Source organism: Chitinophaga sp. CF418 (assembly GCF_900142925.1).
Classification (GTDB): domain Bacteria; phylum Bacteroidota; class Bacteroidia; order Chitinophagales; family Chitinophagaceae; genus Chitinophaga.
Window position 1 is genome coordinate 241,384 of record NZ_FRCN01000012.1, and the last position, 17,267, is coordinate 258,650.

A 17,267-nucleotide genomic window follows, 5' to 3' on the forward strand; every position below is an offset into this window, starting at 1 on the left:
GCACTGTTCCCGCAGTTCCGGCCAACTTTTTTATACGATTACAGGCATACAACAAGGTGCACCCCGATTATTTACCATACATAACATTGTTCAACAGCATATTTTTTAGTTTATAAATACATCACTCCCCTTATGCAGGGAATAGACCACTGATGTGAATTTGGGTGGAAGTTCGGGCGAAAATATGGCCAGGATTAGCGTTTTGTTGTACTTCAGCAACAACAACAGCAGCAATCAGTCTTACTGTCGCAGATGTCTATTGTTTGATATTTGGTTGATCCCTTCTGTGTCATTTGGCAATATATTACAGGGAAGTACGCTATTTTTTCAACTCAAAAATAGAAAGTAATTATTAGTCCACCAAATTAATGTACTAATAAATTTATACAGCTATTCTCCTTACCCTGTTCACTGCTTATGTAAGTAGGGCGTTAATATATGCTATATGACGTTTGCTTATTCGAGGTAACATATGACCTGTTCGCGGCAGAATCGGTCCACTTAACGTACTTGTTTATTGCCCTCCGGAAGCTGTGTGTATAGTTTTGCTCCCGTCAATCATTCTCCTTATTTCTTGTCGTAAGCCGGAAATCTTCACTGTTCATTTTCAATAGTACAAAGTTTCAAAAGTCATTTTGTTCATTCCATGGGGAAATGCTATTTGTACGAATAACAAGCTGTAGTATTGTGGCCAGATTCATTTTTGTTTCTTTTTGATGCCATTTGGATCCAAAACAATTCCACCATATCTCTTATCTATTGAAATATAATATATCTATGAGTAATACACTTTCCTTTAAAGAAAAATCCAATCAAAATCTCCTTTCTGCGAGATATCTGATTAAAAAAAGGATCTATTGCAGTAGTGTACATTGTTCATTTTATTCCTGTTTGCAAACAATGTTTCACTTTTTGTTTATTAAGAAAAAGATTGCCATAAATGAGTTTATTGCAAAGGGCAAGCAGAGTGGCATTAGCTCACATATTCAGGCATTCAAATTAATTGGCAACGAAATAGCCAATAGTGATTTTAAGGATTACAAATGGTTTCAAAAACAGTATCCGGAACTAAAGCACCTAAGAGAAAAGGCAGATTATTCGGATGAATTTATCATACAGGAAGAGGTGCATGACGCCTTAAACAAAGCTAATAGTATTATTTCACTGGTTAATAAAATTTAATTTTATGTTCAACAAATCAAATAACGCTTCCATTGAATTTATTAAAGAAAAACTGGAACTTTTAGCAAATGCTTTCAAAACAATTACAATAAAGTATGCATATAATTATGCAATTAATACCCATATCGTTGAGCTAACTCCAGAAACGGAATATTACAATAACGATGCGCTGGACAAGTTCTGGATTCCAATTTCCCTGGATTTTAAGCGGTTATTTGAAAAAGAAGATATTACCTTCATATCTTCTGATTCGATACTGAGAATAGCGAATCCGGTATTTGAATGGAGCGCAAGTGGCAAAGCGACAGAATTGCAATCTTCACTTCCAATTTTCAAAAGAAATTTCTCCATATCTGAACCATTATCAAACCAAAGTATTGGCTTAGCCTGAAAAGATTAAGGTTATCCGCTTACAATTTCCATGATACATGGTTCAAAATTGGGCATCAGAGTAATTACACAAGGGTGGAATAGCTCAGTTGGCAGAGCATTAGTTTGGGAAACTAATGCTCTTACTCGCTATAAGCAGCAAAAGCTTCCAAATACTTGCTGATATATTCTTCTTTTCGCTTCAAACGATATTGCATAATAAAGCGGGGATGTTCCAGGGGAACGATCGTTTCAAAGAAGCGTTCCTTCTCATTCAGCTGTTTCAGGAAAGCGGCATTCTTCCCGGTACCAAAACAATAACAGACACGGGTATCTATACCAAATTCCAGCTGCTGGCGGATGCTTTTTACCATAAAGTCATAAACAGCATTGGTCAGCGCTTTGCTATCGTAGTAGTTATAATTGATCTCTGATCCATCCGGCTTCAAGGATGTAAATCCCAGCGGAGAAACTGAGGCGAAATAGAAATCGCGGTAAAAAGCGGTAGCGCCTCCATATGCGCTGATCACATCATAAACGAACACCGACGAAGGCTCATGCGTCTTCAATCCTTCAATACTGATCCCCACCACTTCTGCCAGCCTTTTAGTATCAGTAAAAGGAATACCGGTTGCACCGGATCCCAGCCGGCCGGGGTTAATACCCATGATCATACGGCGCTGATGATGATCATTATAGTACTTGCGGTAAAACTGCTGCATGATATCCATTACCTGCGGCTGTTCGCGGAATGGATTCATGATCCGGATGCCCGGAGGTAAGGAGCCGGTGTAATGAAGGTTAGTATTGAACTCAATGATGTGATCGGCGAATGTCTTTTTCTTCATGATAGTATTTGGTCCATAAAAATACTATCCTGTCGGCGACTAATCAATTTAAATGATATAATATTAGAAATTCCGGGTACAGGGCTTGTTACTCCTCCTTCGTGTATTGCCAGAACGACAAATAAAGGGCAACTTGCCCAACGCAGAATTCTTCAAACAAAAAGTTTTTGACAGAGGTAAATGGTTTGTAATACTCCCGACTAACAGTATCTTTGCGCTCCAGAACAAAAAACGCCTCAAATGGTCACATATATCGAATTTGGCAACATATTTAAAATAGAAGGGGTTCAGAACTATGCGCATGGATGTAATTGTGCTGGCGCCATGGGAAAAGGAATTGCTGTCGCATTCAAGGAAAGGTATCCTAAAATGTATCAGGAGTATAAGATGCTATGCAGGACTGGTAAATTCACGCTCGGCAGCGTTTATGAATATAATTACGGAGACGGATATGTCTTTAACCTTGGTACACAGGTTAGCTGGACGACAAGAGCCAATATAGAGGCTGTCGGGCAGGCAATTGAAAAGATGCTGTCTATTGCATCAACACTCAAAATAGATAAAATCGCATTGCCCAAAATAGGAGCTGGTTTGGGTGGTTTGAACTGGGATGATGTCAAAGCAGTGATTGATACAGCTGCGGCTGACTTTCCTGAAGTAGATCTTTTCGTTGTCGAGAACTTTAGGGATGAATAATGCAGTAAAAGATTTAAACCCAAAGTCCATTATTCTTTGAGACCGAAATGTAGGTATCACCATCGTTGATGATCTGGTGCATTATCTCGGTTTCACTTATCTCGTCGAATTGCAAAACTCCCTTTGCATAAAATTTCAGATTTAATAATTCAACCGTACTATCTGTTATCAAAATCGCGTCTCTCATATTTTCGTAATGATTATATTCAAATTTCCATCAACTATTTCAAAATCATCATTAGCTTTCATATATCCTACATATTCTTATTACCAGTCTCATTTTTTAGGCTGTAAAGATGGCTTCGGCATCGTTGTTAAGCTGGGTTTAATATACTCTAATAAATCATTAGGACTCTTAAAAATTGGGATCTTGTTAGCCTGCATATCCCGTTAACACAACTTCTCCCAGGTCCATTCGTACTACATATGTATCTAATAATTCCAAATCATAAAAAGGTCCATTTTCCAGCGCTGCGGCCTTGTGAAATAAAAAGAATAGGCAACTCAGGCAAGTAAGATAAATCTTATTATTAAGGATTCTTCTTAGGAAGCGGATAACCGAAATATTTATCATCTTTTATTCTTTCCGTTTATTTATTGTCAAATATGAAATCGGTCATCCCCGGATAACTTGCATTAAGCTTTGTTTTGGCGCTTCCCCGCGGAGTATCTAGGATATAATCAATGACTCCAAACTTCAGGAAGCGACATTGAACTATTACGCGCCAACGAGTCTAACCTTAACAATGGTTGACTATTAATGCCATTTCGCGATACTTCATCTAGATTAATCGAATATATAGTATTTGCGTTTACGCTAAGTCGAACTAGATCTATCGTCAATTTGGGAATACTTGTAACTTCAGGTACGGATAATTCGCTATTGATCGCGTCCATATTATTATAGATTTTAAAGTAATTTTCAACAATTATCTCCCGTTCATTATGATTCTTAAGCTCCGTAATCAATTTGTGATTTATTGAATAAAACGCAGCCCGATAATGACTTCTTTTCCTCCATATAACATAGCCAGTTTTCAAATAATAATGCTGAGTAAATAAAAACACTTCCCTATTGCCAGGAATTCTCAGCATTTTGAAACCATTCAAAAAGAATTCTTCATTTCTTTTGTAAACGAATGCCAGTCTAGCTGAATCATTACTTATGACATATGCAGAATCGATTCTTCTCACGGATTGGCTCCGCACCCTAGAACAAGATAGAAAATTTATAAAAAAAACAATTATAACAGATCCAAATACACTAATGCGTCTCATATACAGAAGTTTTTACTTTATCGATATCTTCTAGTTTTGATCGTCTTACCCTATTGCCCTTCAGTTGTGGAGGTGGTGCCGACATCTGCGATCTATTAAGTAGAACACCATTAACACCATGATCAGTACCCTCTCTTGCCACAGTCCCTATCACCCGGATACGGGGCTTGCTAACCTGCTCCTATATCATTATAAGCAGATCCGGCCAGATCTGCTTTTTATATTTCATAATATCTCAAAATATCCCAAAAGGGATACAAAACTCGGAGTTCATTTTTGAAATACAATCTTTAGAAAAACCATTTTGTTCATTTTATCAGCAGAAGTAAGTTGTATCAATACATGTCTCTAATTTTGAAGCCAATATTCCATTGCTTTGATTGGGTAATATACAGAATACTATTGTACGCGGAGAATACTTATAAGCGTGAAATATTCTCCAGTGCAGAGGATGCAGTATTAATCTCAGTAATTAGATGCTCTTTTCATAGGAGCCAATAAAAGTTCTTGCATCGATACATTTCCAACTCAATCAGTGAATATATTCCATTCTGTAACGGAGATTTAAAATGCAATGTTAACCCAACAACCAAACTGGTTCTTGCAGTATAATTCTCTAAAGTCGGTATGGGCGTAACTAGAACAGCATATCAATTCACGTCACATTCTTTTGTTAACCATTTAATCGATCATATGCAATATGATGTTTACAGCGATCTCTATATTAGGGATCGGTATAATGTATTCGAATTTTTTAGTATTGGCAATAGGGGAACGATCCTTAAAAGGATAATATTTTCTCCGACTGAGTACCCTGATGTTTATAGTCTTTCCTTTGGAGATATAAATATTAATGGGGAAATAGATGATTATTCTATTATTAGTAACAATGGGGATAGAAATAAGGTGCTGGCAACCGTAGCCTATGCTATCGACATTTATCTAAATGAATATCCTGACAGGTATATTTATTTTACAGGTAGTACTAGGGAAAGAACCAGGCTATATAGAATAGTAATTGGGCTAAATGTGGAGCATCTTTCCACCAAATGGATAATATACTGTCAAACTGATGATGGCTTTATTCCATTCAAGAAAAATATATCTACGAACGGGTTTTTAATAAAAAGAAAATTATAAATTGCATTATGAGTAAGAAAATCGTAAAATATAAAAGCAGTCTTTTTAACCAGGAGGTTAGACTCATTCTCAATGAGAAAAGCTCAGGAATCGACCTCAAAAAGGTCGCTCCTGAAAAATTAGCAAGAGCTAATGAAGCTTTAAAAGGCGCAAAACTGCCACGATAAAATTTTCGTACTAAAAATTATTTAGCCATCTGGTTCACTTCAGATGGCTTTTCTATTTCAATATCGCTACAAACCCATCCTCCCATCCCATATATATATTTCTCTCCTAATCCCTCTTTATTGTACATATGACAAATATCCCAGCTTTTTGTATATTTATACCCACTACGTATCTTAGATTGTCATGCGTAAGAATTCCCACAATGATGAAGAACTACTGGAACAGATCCAACTACACAGGGATGCTGCCGCTTTTACGACGCTATATGAGCGCTACTGGGAAAAGCTGCTTACAATTGCCTATCTCCGCCTTCAATCATCTGCAGATGCCCAGGAAGTAGTACAGGAAGTTTTCCTCGACATCTGGAAAAGAGCCGGTAATATCTCCCTGGAACATTCTTTTCATACATATATATCCGCCGCACTCAAATATAAAATACTGACGCTCTTAGCCAAACGTAAAACGGAACAGGCCAGAAGCACCCTCCTTGTCCGGGATGAAGCCGATGCCAGCACAGAACAATGGCTTAGCTACCAGCAGTTACGCCATGAATTGGAACAAACCGTACAGGCTCTTCCTGAAAAATGCCGCCTGGTATTCCGCCTGAGCCGGGAAAAAGGCATGAGTGAAAAACAGATAGCCAAGACCCTCAATATCTCTATTAAAACCGTGGAAGCTCATATCTCCAAGGCATTGAAAACGCTACGTACCTCCCTCCAGCATCTTCACACCTTTTTCCTCTGGTAAAATATTTTTTTTAAGGCACTAAGGGAAACCGCTTTTATCCCAAGACTATATATAAAAGAGGCCCTACAATGAGTGATCTGACATCAGAACAGATATCCCGGCTTGCCGATAAATGGCTGAAAGGAACTATCAGCCAGGAAGAAAAGGCTTTGTTTGAAGCATGGTATAATAATGTACCTGAAAATGCTGTTGAATGGGATGATGAAACGGCGCATTCCACGCTGGAGCTCCGTGACCATCTGCTACAACAGATCAGGGACCGCATGGAAGAGAAAAGGCCTCTTTCTTTATACCGCCGGGTGCCTGCCAGGTATTTGCGGGCAGCAGCAGCGGTGGCCCTCCTGCTTATGGCGGCGGGCATTTACCGGTATACCGTCAAAAAGCAGGAACCAACACAACTTGCTGTCGGCAATAATATAGGCACCAATCAGCTGAAGCCGGGTGGCAATAAAGCCACCCTCACACTGGCCAATGGCGACGTCATAGCGCTTGAAGATGAACAGAACGGCAAGCTCGGACAACAAAACAATACCAAAATCATTAAGCTCAGTAACGGTCAACTCGTCTATAACAGCGAACAGGGAAAAGCAGGCAATGCTCCTGCCATCCTCAATACCCTTTCCGTGCCCCGTGGCGGCAAATACAATATTACACTTGCCGATGGTACGGTGGTATGGTTAAATGCAGCCAGCAGCATCACTTTCCCTGCTGCCTTTACAGGCAAAGAACGCCAGGTCACTTTAAATGGTGAAGCATATTTCGAAGTAGCCACTGATGCCGCACGTCCATTTACTGTAAAAGTGGGCGACATGCAGGTAAGGGTATTGGGGACGCATTTTAATATCATGGCCTACAATGATGAACAGTCTGTCAACACCACACTATTACAGGGAGCAGTGAAAGTACAGGGTGCTGCAGGTGAAGCGCTGCTGAAACCAGGACAACAGGCTAAAATGGACCACACAGGCAGCGTAAAGGTCGTACATGCTGACATCGACGCTGTCATTGCCTGGAAGAACGGCCTGTTCAGCTTCAACAATGCATCTATAGAAGAAGTGATGCGACAGGTAGCACGCTGGTTCGACGCAGAAATAGTATACCCGGATGGCATCCCACAGGATCGCTTCCAGGGAGAAATAGACAGAAACTCAGATATAACGGCCGTACTGAAAATATTGGAAGCTAGCGGGGTAAAATTCACCGTACAGGGACATAAAATACTGGTAAGATCCTGACACCGTAAAGACAACGTTTTTATCAACCAAAATTGAATTGCAGGTATGGATAATGCACCATGAATCCGCCTGCCTGTATACCTGTAATAAAACAGGGGCGATTGAGCCCGCCCCTGCAACGTTTGAGCTATGCAGGCAATAAAATAATCCGCTGAAGATCAATTATCACTCACACCCAAACACTGCAAATCTATGCAATTGTATGATTATGTGAAAGCCATAGGTATGTCCCGGCTTTCACCAACCAAAATTGAACATCGCAGCATAGCAGAAAAACTGAGGCTATTCCCTATGCGCAAAATGCTCCTTGTTATGAAGATGCTCATCGTTTTAATGACAATCGCCTGTTTGCAGGTAAGCGCCGCCGGCTATGCACAAAAGCTGAGCTTATCCGCAAAAGATCGTCCGCTGGAGGAAGTGTTCCGGGAAATTAAAGAGAAAACCGGCTACCTGTTCTTTTACAAAATAGGTATGCTGAAAGATGCCCAAAAGGTCAATATACAGGTAGAAAACAGTGACCTGAAGTATGTGCTTGATCTGATCTTCAAAAAACAGCCCTTCACCTACGAGATCGTGAATAAAACAGTGGTGGTAAAACCACGGCAGATAGACCTTCTGATGGTAGTGCCCGAAGAAGCGCCCGCCGGTAACATTTCCGGCCGGGTGACAGACGAAAAGGGGAATCCTCTGCCCGGCGTGTCTGTACAGGTAAAAGGTACCTCCAAAGGCACGCAGACCAATGCTAATGGGGAATACCAGTTATCAGGACTGGCGGACAATGCCGTGCTGGTATTCCGTTATATCGGCTTCCAGCCTCAGGAAATACCCGTAAACGGACGTAACAGCATTGCCGTAACCCTCTCCTCAGGCGCGCTTGGCCTGGGAGATGTGGTGGTAGTGGGTTACGGTAAACAATCCCGCAAAAATCTGATCAGCGCTGTCAATACCGTGAAAGCCGACGATTTGAACAAAGGCGCCATTACAGATGTGGGACAACTGTTGCAGGGTAAAGTACCAGGATTGAACGTTTCCGCCAGCGGCGACCCGAATGCTGTTGCAGCCGTGGTATTGCGTGGTGCTTCTACATTGAACGCTTCCCAGGGGCCATTCTATGTTATTGATGGTATTCCGGGTGCTGATATCTCCGTTATTGCGCCCGATGATATTGCCTCTATAGACGTACTGAAAGATGCTGCCGCTACTGCTATCTATGGCAACCGTGCTGCCAACGGGGTGATCATGGTGACCACCAAAAGAGGTAAAAAAGGACAATTACAGGTGTCCTACAGCGGATACGCAGGTATGGAAAAAGTATCCAACAACCTGAAGATGATGAATGCGGAAGAATTACGCAGTTTCCTTGCGAAGAACGGCCAGTCCTTCGCCCCTGCAGATGATAAAAGCGCCAACACCGACTGGCAGGACGCTATACAGAGAAGCACCGCTGTATCGCACAACCACAACCTCTCCCTGAGCGGTGGCACCGACCATAGCTCCTATGCTGCAAGTCTGAACTATACCAAGAAAGAAGGTATCCTGCTGAATAGCGATCTGGAACGTGTCATTGCCCGCCTGCAACTGGAACAGTATGCGCTGAATGACAGGGTCAAATTCGGTGTGAACGTGATGAACTCCAACAGTAGTGCCGATGATATCCCTTACCGCAACGTAGTGCTGCTGCAATCTGCCTTGCACCTGCCTGTTTCACCCATTAAAAATGCAGACGGTTCCTGGTTTGAGAACTTCGCTACACAGGGCTATTATAATCCTGTTGCCATGATGAATAATAGCCAGATGAACACCAAATACAACAATCTGGTAGGAAGCTTTACCACACAGGTGAAACTGCCATTCGGACTTACGTACGATCTCAATCTTTCCTATATCGGCTTCACTTCTTCACACGGTGAATACTATAACAAATATTTCACGTCCAATTATAACAGCATGTATGACAACCCCAATCCCGGATTGGGCTATCATACACCGCAGACCTTCGGCCAGAACGGACAGGCTACCAGGAACTCTTACCAGAACACCACAAAGGTGCTGGAAACCTTCCTGACATGGGATAAAACCTTCGGACGCCATATCATCAACATGGTACTGGGATATTCCTGGCAGAACAATAAAATAGGAGACGGCTTCCAGGTCACCACCAGCAATTTCCCGGTAGATAATATCGGTTATAATAACCTGGCCCTGAGTAATCCGTATTCCGTATCCGGCTTCCAGGTAGGATTTGGCCCTGATGGCGTATACCAGGAGAACAGGCTGATCTCCAATTTTGCCCGTTTGAACTATAACTACGGCGACAAATACCTCCTGCAGGGATCTGTAAGAAGAGATGGCAGCTCCGTGTTCGGCGCCAACAATCAATGGGGTTATTTCCCATCTGTAGGTCTTGCCTGGCGCATGAGCGAAGAAAACTTCATGAAGGGTATCACCGCCCTCAGCGATGTAAAACTGAGAGCCAGCTATGGTGTAACGGGTAATGCTTCCGGTTTTAACGCTTATACTTCCCGCTTCATCTCCGGCAACCTGGGTATGTATTACTATAACGGAATGGCCATAGCTGCCAGTGGTCCCGTACAGGCAGCCAATCCGGACCTGAAATGGGAAAAGACCGCTACTACCAATGTCGGAGTAGACTTTGCCATACTGAAGAATAAGCTTAATGTTTCAGTAGATGTTTATGACAAGAAGACAACCGGTATGATCTATTCCTACAGGGTAGACCCCATACTTGTTCCTACAGGCACTATCGTTGCCAATGGCGGTAGTATGCGCAACAAAGGGATCGAAGTAAGCTTCAACGCCACACCGGTACGGAACAAAAACTTCAGCTGGACCAGCAGCCTGAATCTTGCACATAACCAGAACAGGATCACCAGTCTGACTAATCCGCTTTTTGCAGGTGGCGACTCCGTACTGCTGGCATTCCCTGAAGGCGCCGGCCAGTCCAGTCACTCGCTGCAGATACTGAAAGAAGGTAAACCGCTGGGACAATTCTTTTCTCTGGTCTATGCGGGCAAAGACGCTAATGGCGTTTCCCAGTTCGTAGGTGGCGATGGTAAACTGACTACCACACCTGTGATCGGAACAGACTATCACTACATCGGCAATGCACAACCTAAATTACTGATGGGATGGGCCAACAATTTCCATTACCGTCAATGGGACCTGAGCATCTTCTTAAGAGGGGTATTCGGCAACAAAATATTCAATGCGACCAGAGCTGATCTGTTCAGACCTGCTACCGCTCAATATACCAATATCCTGAAAGATGCCGCCAATGAAAGCGCGGCAGACTTCAACGCGTATCTCTATTCTGACCGTTTTGTGGAAAGCGGCAGCTACCTGAGATTTGACAATGCCAGTCTTGCTTACAATTTCAAAAACCTGGGGCCATACATCAAAGGGCTCAGATTATATGTAACTGCTAATAATCTTTTTATCATTACAGGATTTAAAGGCGTAGACCCTGAAGTGAACCAGGGTGGTATAGCACCGGGAGTAGATTACAATAACTTCTACCCCAAGACACGCACCTTCTTATTTGGTGCAAACATATCCCTGTAAGTGAACAAGTTAAAATCTTCATTATGAAAAAACTACTTCAATATATAAGCATTCCTTTGCTGATGAGCGTATTGGGAGCCTGTTATAAACTGGATGTGCCAATTACAACTGAATTGACGCCGGATGTATTCCCACGGGACAGTGCACAGTTTGTTGCAGCATCAGGGCCAGCCTATGTGGCTTTAAGAGGTAATACTTCGGTGGAATATTTCTTCCTGCAGACATTGTCCACCGATGAAGCCATCTTCCCTGCCAAAGGAGGCAACTGGTATAACGGCGCGGAATTCCAGCAACTACATTATCACACCTGGACAAAAGACAATGGGCAAGTAAACGGAAACTGGACCTGGCTTTCTACTATCATCGGAACGGTGAACCAGACAATGTCGATCCTGTCTAAAAATGTACCGGAAGGAACTTTTAAACAGACTAATCTTGCAGAACTGAGGATGCTCCGGGCCCTGGCTTATTTCATGATGATGGACAACTATGGCAATGTACCGCTTGATACGGTGAACGGCGACTTTACACCAAAACCTAATGTCCCCCGCGCCCAGGTGTTCAACTTCGTAGAGCAGGAAATAAAAGCCTGCATTCCCTACCTCGGCACTGATCCTGTAGCCACGTATGGCAGGGCCAATAAATGGATGGCTTATACCTTACTGGCAAAAATGTACCTGAATGCTGAAATTTACACAGGTACTGAAAGGAACAATGACTGCATCGCAGCATGCGATAATGTTATACAATCCAACCAATATGCGCTGGAACCAAAGAACACCTACCTGCAGATGTTCTATCCCAATAACGGGCCTCAAATGAAGGAGTTTATCTTCGCCATACCTTTCGACCCTTCATGGGCGAGCTCGTTTCCTTTCAGATGCCAGAACCTGCATGCCCGCTATGATATTCCGAGAGGACTGGCGCAACAGAAGTATCATCTTCCCTTTACACCGGATGGTGCTATCTGTACCCTGCCTGAATACTATGCCAATTTCAATGATCCCGGCGACATCAGGAACAAACAATGGCTCACTGGTCTGCAGTACCTGGACGATGGCGTAACACCCGCTACTGTTACCACTACCAAGAAGGGGTATGATCAGTTCTATACCGGTGCGGATGGCTCTGCTCCTTTTACCTACCAGATCGATCTGAAACCGGAAGTGACCCTGCGCCAGGATGTAGCTTCCTTTGATGTTGGCAACGACGAGATTGCCTGGAATATGGGTTACCGCAACACCAAGATCTACCCGGACGCCACTTCACTGAACAGGAACCAGAAAAATGATATTCCCTTCTTCCGCTACTCAGACGTCATCCTGATGAAAGCGGAAGCCATAATACGCGGAGGAACTTCTACGCTGGGCCATACAGCGCTGTCGCTGGTCAACCAGCTGAGAGCAGAGCGTAGCAGTTCACCGGCATGGGCGGCTGTAACGCTCGAAGATATCTATGCAGAAAGAGCCCGTGAATTTGCCTGGGAATCCTGGCACAGGAACGATATGATCCGCTTTGGCAAGTATGAAGGAAAATGGGGATTCAAAACCGATGCAGATCCGAATCACCGCATATTCCCAATTCCAACTACGGCCTTTCAGCTTAACCCTGCGCTTACCCAGAATCCGGGGTATCCGCAATAATATCATTGTACAACATAAATTTTACACCCGGCACAATAAAGCCGGGTGTAAAATTTATCGCAAGTTTTTAATTTCACGACAGGATTCACAGGACATATTACTGTCCCGTGCTTCTGCAACCAATTTTTCAATATCATTTCACATCAGATAATGAAGCTCTTTTTCCCAGCCCAAGCGCGCCAATACCGGTATTTTTTCACCCTGTTCTTTTCCGTTTGCCTTTATACCCACGCTGCTGCGCAGCTTAACAAAGCGGAAGCTATTGCGCTGATCAGCAGGATACTGCCGGAAAAGGCAGCCGCATTTACTGTGGAAGGACTGCCGGCACAAGCGGACAAAGATGCTTTTGAAATAGAGAGCAGCAGGGGAAAGATCATTTTAAGAGGAAATAACGGCGTGGCAATAGCGGCAGCCTTGTACCATTACCTGGCTGAATATGCCCATTGCCAGATCACCTGGAATGGCACTAACCTGCATATTCCTGACCGTTTGCCTGCTGTGCCGGAGAAAGTGCAGCGGAAATCGCCCTATCAGTATCGCTACTACCTCAACTACTGTACGTTCAACTATTCCATGAGCTGGTGGAACTGGGAACGTTGGGAAAAGGAAATAGACTGGATGGCAGTGCATGGCATTAATATGCCGCTGGCCATCACCGGTGAAGAATATACCTGGTACCTGGTCTATAAAGACATGGGATTCAGCGATGCGGAATTACAGGACTTCTTCAGCGGCCCTGCCTATTTCGCCTGGTTTTGGATGGGTAACCTGGATGGCTGGGGCGGTCCTCTGCCGCTCAGCTGGATGAAGAGTCACCATGACTTGCAGGTAAAGATCATACAAAGGGAAAGGGCGCTGGGTATGAAGCCCGTATTGCCCGCCTTTACCGGTCATGTGCCTTCGGCATTCAAAAAGAAATTTCCCGCTGCAAAACTGGTCACTACCAACTGGAAGAATGGCTTCGCCGATACCCAGATCCTCGATGCTTCTGATCCGCTGTTTGCTATACTGGGTAAGAAATTCCTGGAAAAACAAACACAGTTGTTTGGCACGGATCATTTGTACTCTGCGGATACTTTCAACGAAAACGAACCGCCCTCCGATGATCCTGCCTTCCTCTCCGGATTGAGCGCCCGGATCTATGAAGGCATGAAACAGGCAGATACTGCCGCTGTATGGGTGATGCAGGGATGGCTGTTCTATAGTGACCGCAAGTTCTGGAAAGCACCGCAGGTGGAAGCATTACTGAAAGCCGTACCAAACGATAAAATGATCCTGCTGGACCTCGCTGCCGAAATTGAACCGGTATGGAAAAGAACGGATGCCTTCTATGGCAAACCCTGGATATGGAATATGTTGAACAACTTCGGCGGAAATGTCAACCTGTTCGGAAGAATGGAGGGTGCCGCTTCAGGCCCTGCACTGGCGTTGAATGATACCAGCGCTGGCAACATGGCCGGCATTGGCCTTACCATGGAAGCGATTGAACAGAATCCCGTGTTATATGAACTGATGATGGAACATACCTGGCAATCCCAGCCCATACAGCTGGATGAATGGCTGCATAAATACATCCGTAACCGCTATCGCAGTGAACATACAGACCTGTTCAAAGCCTGGGATATCCTCAAACACACAGTCTATAACGGACAGGCTATCAGGGATGGCGCCGAATCCATCATTACCGGCCGTCCAACCTTTGATTCCGCTGCCGAATGGACACGTACCCGTCTCAATTATCCGCCGCACGAACTACTGCCGGCGTGGGACCTTTTCATCAAGGCAGCTACAGCGGGAGTCAATACTGACGGTTTCCGTTATGACCTCGTAGATATTAGCAGGCAGGTATTGGCAAACTATGCCTTGCCACTGCAACAGCGATGGGTACGCGCCTTCAGGGAAAAGGACAGTGCAGCCTTCCGCTTGTACAGCAGCCGGTACCTGACACTGATCAGCGATATGGATGCACTCCTGGCTACCCGCAAAGACTTCATGCTCGGCCCATGGCTGGCTAGCGCCCGCAGCTGGGGCAATAACAGTGCTGAAAAGGCTTTATATGAACGCAATGCCCGTGACCTGATCACTTTATGGGGTGACGCCGATAGCCCTCTGCACGAATATGCCAACCGCCAGTGGAGCGGCCTGCTGAACGACTTCTATAAACCTCGCTGGGGACAGTTCTTCGATATGCTGCAACAGGCATTGCAAACAGGTACAGCACCTGACCTGCCGGCCTTCGACAAACAGATACGCGCCTGGGAATGGCAGTGGGTCAACCGACAGAAGGCATTCCCTGTTACTGCACAGGGTAACAGCATTCAGACCGCACGCAGGTTATATGATAAATACAGATCAGTAATAGAAAATCCGCTGTAATGCAGCGGATTTTTTTTAGAATAAATTACTATGACTCCCCTGCTCACTTTCGCGGGCTGCAGTAAAGAGGGAGCGCCAGTAACAGGCGCTCCCTTATATCATTTAGCCACTGCTGATCTGCGATGTAGATTAGCTTTGATTTACGCTATCACGAATATCCCGGCTTTGAAGATCATCTAACATCCGTCTACATGCGCCCTATCTGACAGGCAACATCCAGGCACTTGTCCCCAGGATTTCGTAACTTCAGTATCTAAAATTTGGTCACCATGAGAAAGCATCTTTTACTGGTGATACCAGCCTGTACTCTTTTAACACTTTTCTCATTCCGGTTCATCACCGATAAAAACAAAACAGGTTCCAGCAACGACATATTGGAGGAACGGGTATCCATCGCCTGTGCACCACCTCCCCACAGCGACATTCTGCCGGATGCCAGTGGAAGATATGCGCCGGTATTTCCTGGCTGGGGCCATTATCACTACCCTATTCCGACCAGCAACGACAGTGCACAATTCTTCTTTGACCAGGGACTGAATATGTACTATAGCTATCACCTTACAGAAGCCCTCGCCTCCTTTAAGGAAGCTACCCGGCATGATTCTTCCAGTACGATGGCTTACTGGGGACAGGCATTGGCAATGGGCCCGTATTATAACGGTTACTTTTACAAGATGTCGCCCGGTGTACTACCCGTGCTGCAACAAATGAACGAGGCAGCAGCAAATGGAACGCAAAAGGAGAAGGACCTTGCCAACACGATGAACAAAAGATATTCCGATGATATCTCCGATGCTAAACGTAGTGAATTGAACCGTGCATATGCAATAGCGCTGGCTGCACTGATAAAAAAATATCCCGCCGATGCTGATATAAAAGCACTTTACATTGATGCTGTGATGCTTGAACATGTCTGGGACTTCTGGAAAACCGATGGTACTCCAAAAGCGTGGACGCCTCAACTGGTGGCTTATTGCGATGAGATACTGAAAACACATCCGCGTCACCCTGCGGCTTTGCATTACCAGATACATCTGGTGGAGGCTTCCCTGCACCCGGAAAAAGCATTACACAGTGCAGATTTACTGAAAGATGTCCTGCCCGGCGTACCTCATATGGTACACATGTCCAGCCATATGTATCAGCGGAATGGCCTTTATACGAAAGGTGTTGATGTGAACAAGACCGCCTCTTCACTCATTGTGCAGTATGATACACTCGCCTCCAATCTCAAACTAGGCGTATTTGCCCTGACGCATTACGATGCCGTTGGAACCTATTGCGCCATGAATGCGAATATGTATGAAAAGGGTAAAGAAATGTCCGGTCATCTTCATCATATTTTAACCACCAACTATCAGAAAAATCTATCCAGTACTTTCTTTCAATACCTGTCCATGATGCCGATGTTTAATGCAATAAGAGCCGGCAAGTGGAATGAGATCATCGCTATGCCGGAACCAGCTGCGGAGCTTCACTACGCAAGGCTACTGGACAATTTTGGAAAAGGGTTGGCATTAGTGAGACAGGCTGATACGGCAGCCGCCCGTCAAAAGCTACAACAATTGCAGGCGCTAATGAAAGACAGCGCCCTGCGTATCAGGAACATGCCTTTCAATAGCGCCATACAACCGGCAACCATTGCGGAAGCTATACTTAAAGGCGAACTGCTCTTTGCAGAAGGAAAACGTGATGCGGCAATACGCTCACTCGAAGCGGCCGTTACCAATGAAGATAACCTGATCTATCGTGAACCAAAGGAATGGCCTATACCTGCACGTCATTTCCTCGGCGCGCGCTTATTACTTCTTAAAAAGGCTGCCAGAGCAGAACAGGTATACCGTCAGGACCTCATTCATAATCCCGGCAACGGATGGGCTCTACTCGGCCTACATCAAAGCCTCCTCATGCAGCGTAAGTTAAAAGAAGCAGGCAAATACCAGGCGGCATTCAAACAAGCCTTTGCAACAGCGGATGAGGTGCCTCACGCATCTGTTTATTAG

General features: G+C 44.4%; 12 protein-coding genes. 11 read left to right on the forward strand and 1 reads right to left on the reverse strand.

The genetic code is table 11. From position 1 onward, the window contains the following. The first annotated feature begins 777 nt into the window (after positions 1 to 777). Together F3I09_RS24765 and F3I09_RS24770 are read left to right on the forward strand one after the other, a co-directional pair. Entirely contained in the window at positions 778 to 1,182 is a 405-nt protein-coding gene (locus tag F3I09_RS24765; protein ID WP_149697743.1) for a HEPN domain-containing protein, read from the forward strand. Between the two features lie 4 nt (positions 1,183 to 1,186). Beyond that, positions 1,187 to 1,573, forward strand: a complete 387-nt coding sequence (locus tag F3I09_RS24770; RefSeq protein ID WP_149697744.1) for a hypothetical protein — start codon at positions 1,187 to 1,189, stop codon at positions 1,571 to 1,573. Positions 1,574 to 1,694: 121 nt separating this feature from the next. On the opposite strand, the gene F3I09_RS24775 is transcribed toward F3I09_RS24770, so the two are convergent. After that, on the reverse strand, positions 1,695 to 2,399 hold the full coding sequence (locus tag F3I09_RS24775; RefSeq protein ID WP_149697745.1) for an SMUG2 DNA glycosylase family protein: 705 nt from the start codon (positions 2,397 to 2,399) through the stop codon (positions 1,695 to 1,697). Between the two features lie 240 nt (positions 2,400 to 2,639). Between F3I09_RS24775 and F3I09_RS24780 the strand changes: the two genes are divergently transcribed. The 9 genes from F3I09_RS24780 to F3I09_RS24815 all read left to right on the forward strand — a co-directional run bounded on the left by F3I09_RS24780 (position 2,640) and on the right by F3I09_RS24815 (position 17,267). After that, entirely contained in the window at positions 2,640 to 3,095 is a 456-nt protein-coding gene (locus F3I09_RS24780; RefSeq protein WP_149697746.1) for a macro domain-containing protein, read from the forward strand. A 1,971-nt stretch (positions 3,096 to 5,066) separates the two neighbouring features. Beyond that, positions 5,067 to 5,513: a hypothetical protein gene (locus F3I09_RS24785; RefSeq protein ID WP_149697747.1), complete on the forward strand. Its 447-nt coding sequence runs from the start codon at positions 5,067 to 5,069 to the stop codon at positions 5,511 to 5,513. An 8-nt stretch (positions 5,514 to 5,521) separates the two neighbouring features. Then, positions 5,522 to 5,680 (forward strand): hypothetical protein, encoded by a 159-nt coding sequence (locus F3I09_RS34200; RefSeq protein WP_188133948.1) that lies wholly within the window; start codon positions 5,522 to 5,524, stop codon positions 5,678 to 5,680. A gap of 184 nt (positions 5,681 to 5,864) precedes the next feature. Next, positions 5,865 to 6,428, forward strand: a complete 564-nt coding sequence (locus tag F3I09_RS24790; protein WP_149697748.1) for an RNA polymerase sigma-70 factor — start codon at positions 5,865 to 5,867, stop codon at positions 6,426 to 6,428. Between the two features lie 68 nt (positions 6,429 to 6,496). Continuing rightward, entirely contained in the window at positions 6,497 to 7,663 is a 1,167-nt protein-coding gene (locus F3I09_RS24795) for a FecR family protein (RefSeq protein WP_149697749.1), read from the forward strand. Between the two features lie 312 nt (positions 7,664 to 7,975). Then, a complete protein-coding gene (locus tag F3I09_RS24800; RefSeq protein WP_149697750.1) occupies positions 7,976 to 11,245 on the forward strand; it encodes a TonB-dependent receptor in 3,270 nt (1,089 codons plus the stop codon). 23 nt (positions 11,246 to 11,268) lie between these two features. Beyond that, complete coding sequence (locus F3I09_RS24805) at positions 11,269 to 12,888, forward strand: RagB/SusD family nutrient uptake outer membrane protein (protein WP_149697751.1); 1,620 nt, start codon at positions 11,269 to 11,271, stop codon at positions 12,886 to 12,888. 150 nt (positions 12,889 to 13,038) lie between these two features. After that, complete coding sequence (locus F3I09_RS24810) at positions 13,039 to 15,264, forward strand: alpha-N-acetylglucosaminidase (protein WP_149697752.1); 2,226 nt, start codon at positions 13,039 to 13,041, stop codon at positions 15,262 to 15,264. Between the two features lie 269 nt (positions 15,265 to 15,533). Beyond that, positions 15,534 to 17,267, forward strand: a complete 1,734-nt coding sequence (locus F3I09_RS24815) for a hypothetical protein (protein ID WP_149697753.1) — start codon at positions 15,534 to 15,536, stop codon at positions 17,265 to 17,267.

Bases quoted from the DNA above. Each gene is read 5' to 3' on its own strand.
- F3I09_RS24795 (WP_149697749.1), top strand. From the start codon at position 6,497: ATGAGTGATCTGACATCAGAACAGATATCCCGGCTTGCCGATAAATGG.
- F3I09_RS24785 (WP_149697747.1), top strand. From the start codon at position 5,067: ATGCAATATGATGTTTACAGCGATCTCTATATTAGGGATCGGTATAAT.
- F3I09_RS34200 (WP_188133948.1), top strand. From the start codon at position 5,522: ATGAGTAAGAAAATCGTAAAATATAAAAGCAGTCTTTTTAACCAGGAG.
- F3I09_RS24815 (WP_149697753.1), top strand. From the start codon at position 15,534: ATGAGAAAGCATCTTTTACTGGTGATACCAGCCTGTACTCTTTTAACA.
- F3I09_RS24770 (WP_149697744.1), top strand. From the start codon at position 1,187: ATGTTCAACAAATCAAATAACGCTTCCATTGAATTTATTAAAGAAAAA.
- F3I09_RS24790 (WP_149697748.1), top strand. From the start codon at position 5,865: ATGCGTAAGAATTCCCACAATGATGAAGAACTACTGGAACAGATCCAA.
- F3I09_RS24775 (WP_149697745.1), bottom strand. From the start codon at position 2,399: ATGAAGAAAAAGACATTCGCCGATCACATCATTGAGTTCAATACTAAC.
- F3I09_RS24810 (WP_149697752.1), top strand. From the start codon at position 13,039: ATGAAGCTCTTTTTCCCAGCCCAAGCGCGCCAATACCGGTATTTTTTC.
- F3I09_RS24780 (WP_149697746.1), top strand. From the start codon at position 2,640: ATGGTCACATATATCGAATTTGGCAACATATTTAAAATAGAAGGGGTT.
- F3I09_RS24765 (WP_149697743.1), top strand. From the start codon at position 778: ATGAGTAATACACTTTCCTTTAAAGAAAAATCCAATCAAAATCTCCTT.
- F3I09_RS24805 (WP_149697751.1), top strand. From the start codon at position 11,269: ATGAAAAAACTACTTCAATATATAAGCATTCCTTTGCTGATGAGCGTA.
- F3I09_RS24800 (WP_149697750.1), top strand. From the start codon at position 7,976: ATGAAGATGCTCATCGTTTTAATGACAATCGCCTGTTTGCAGGTAAGC.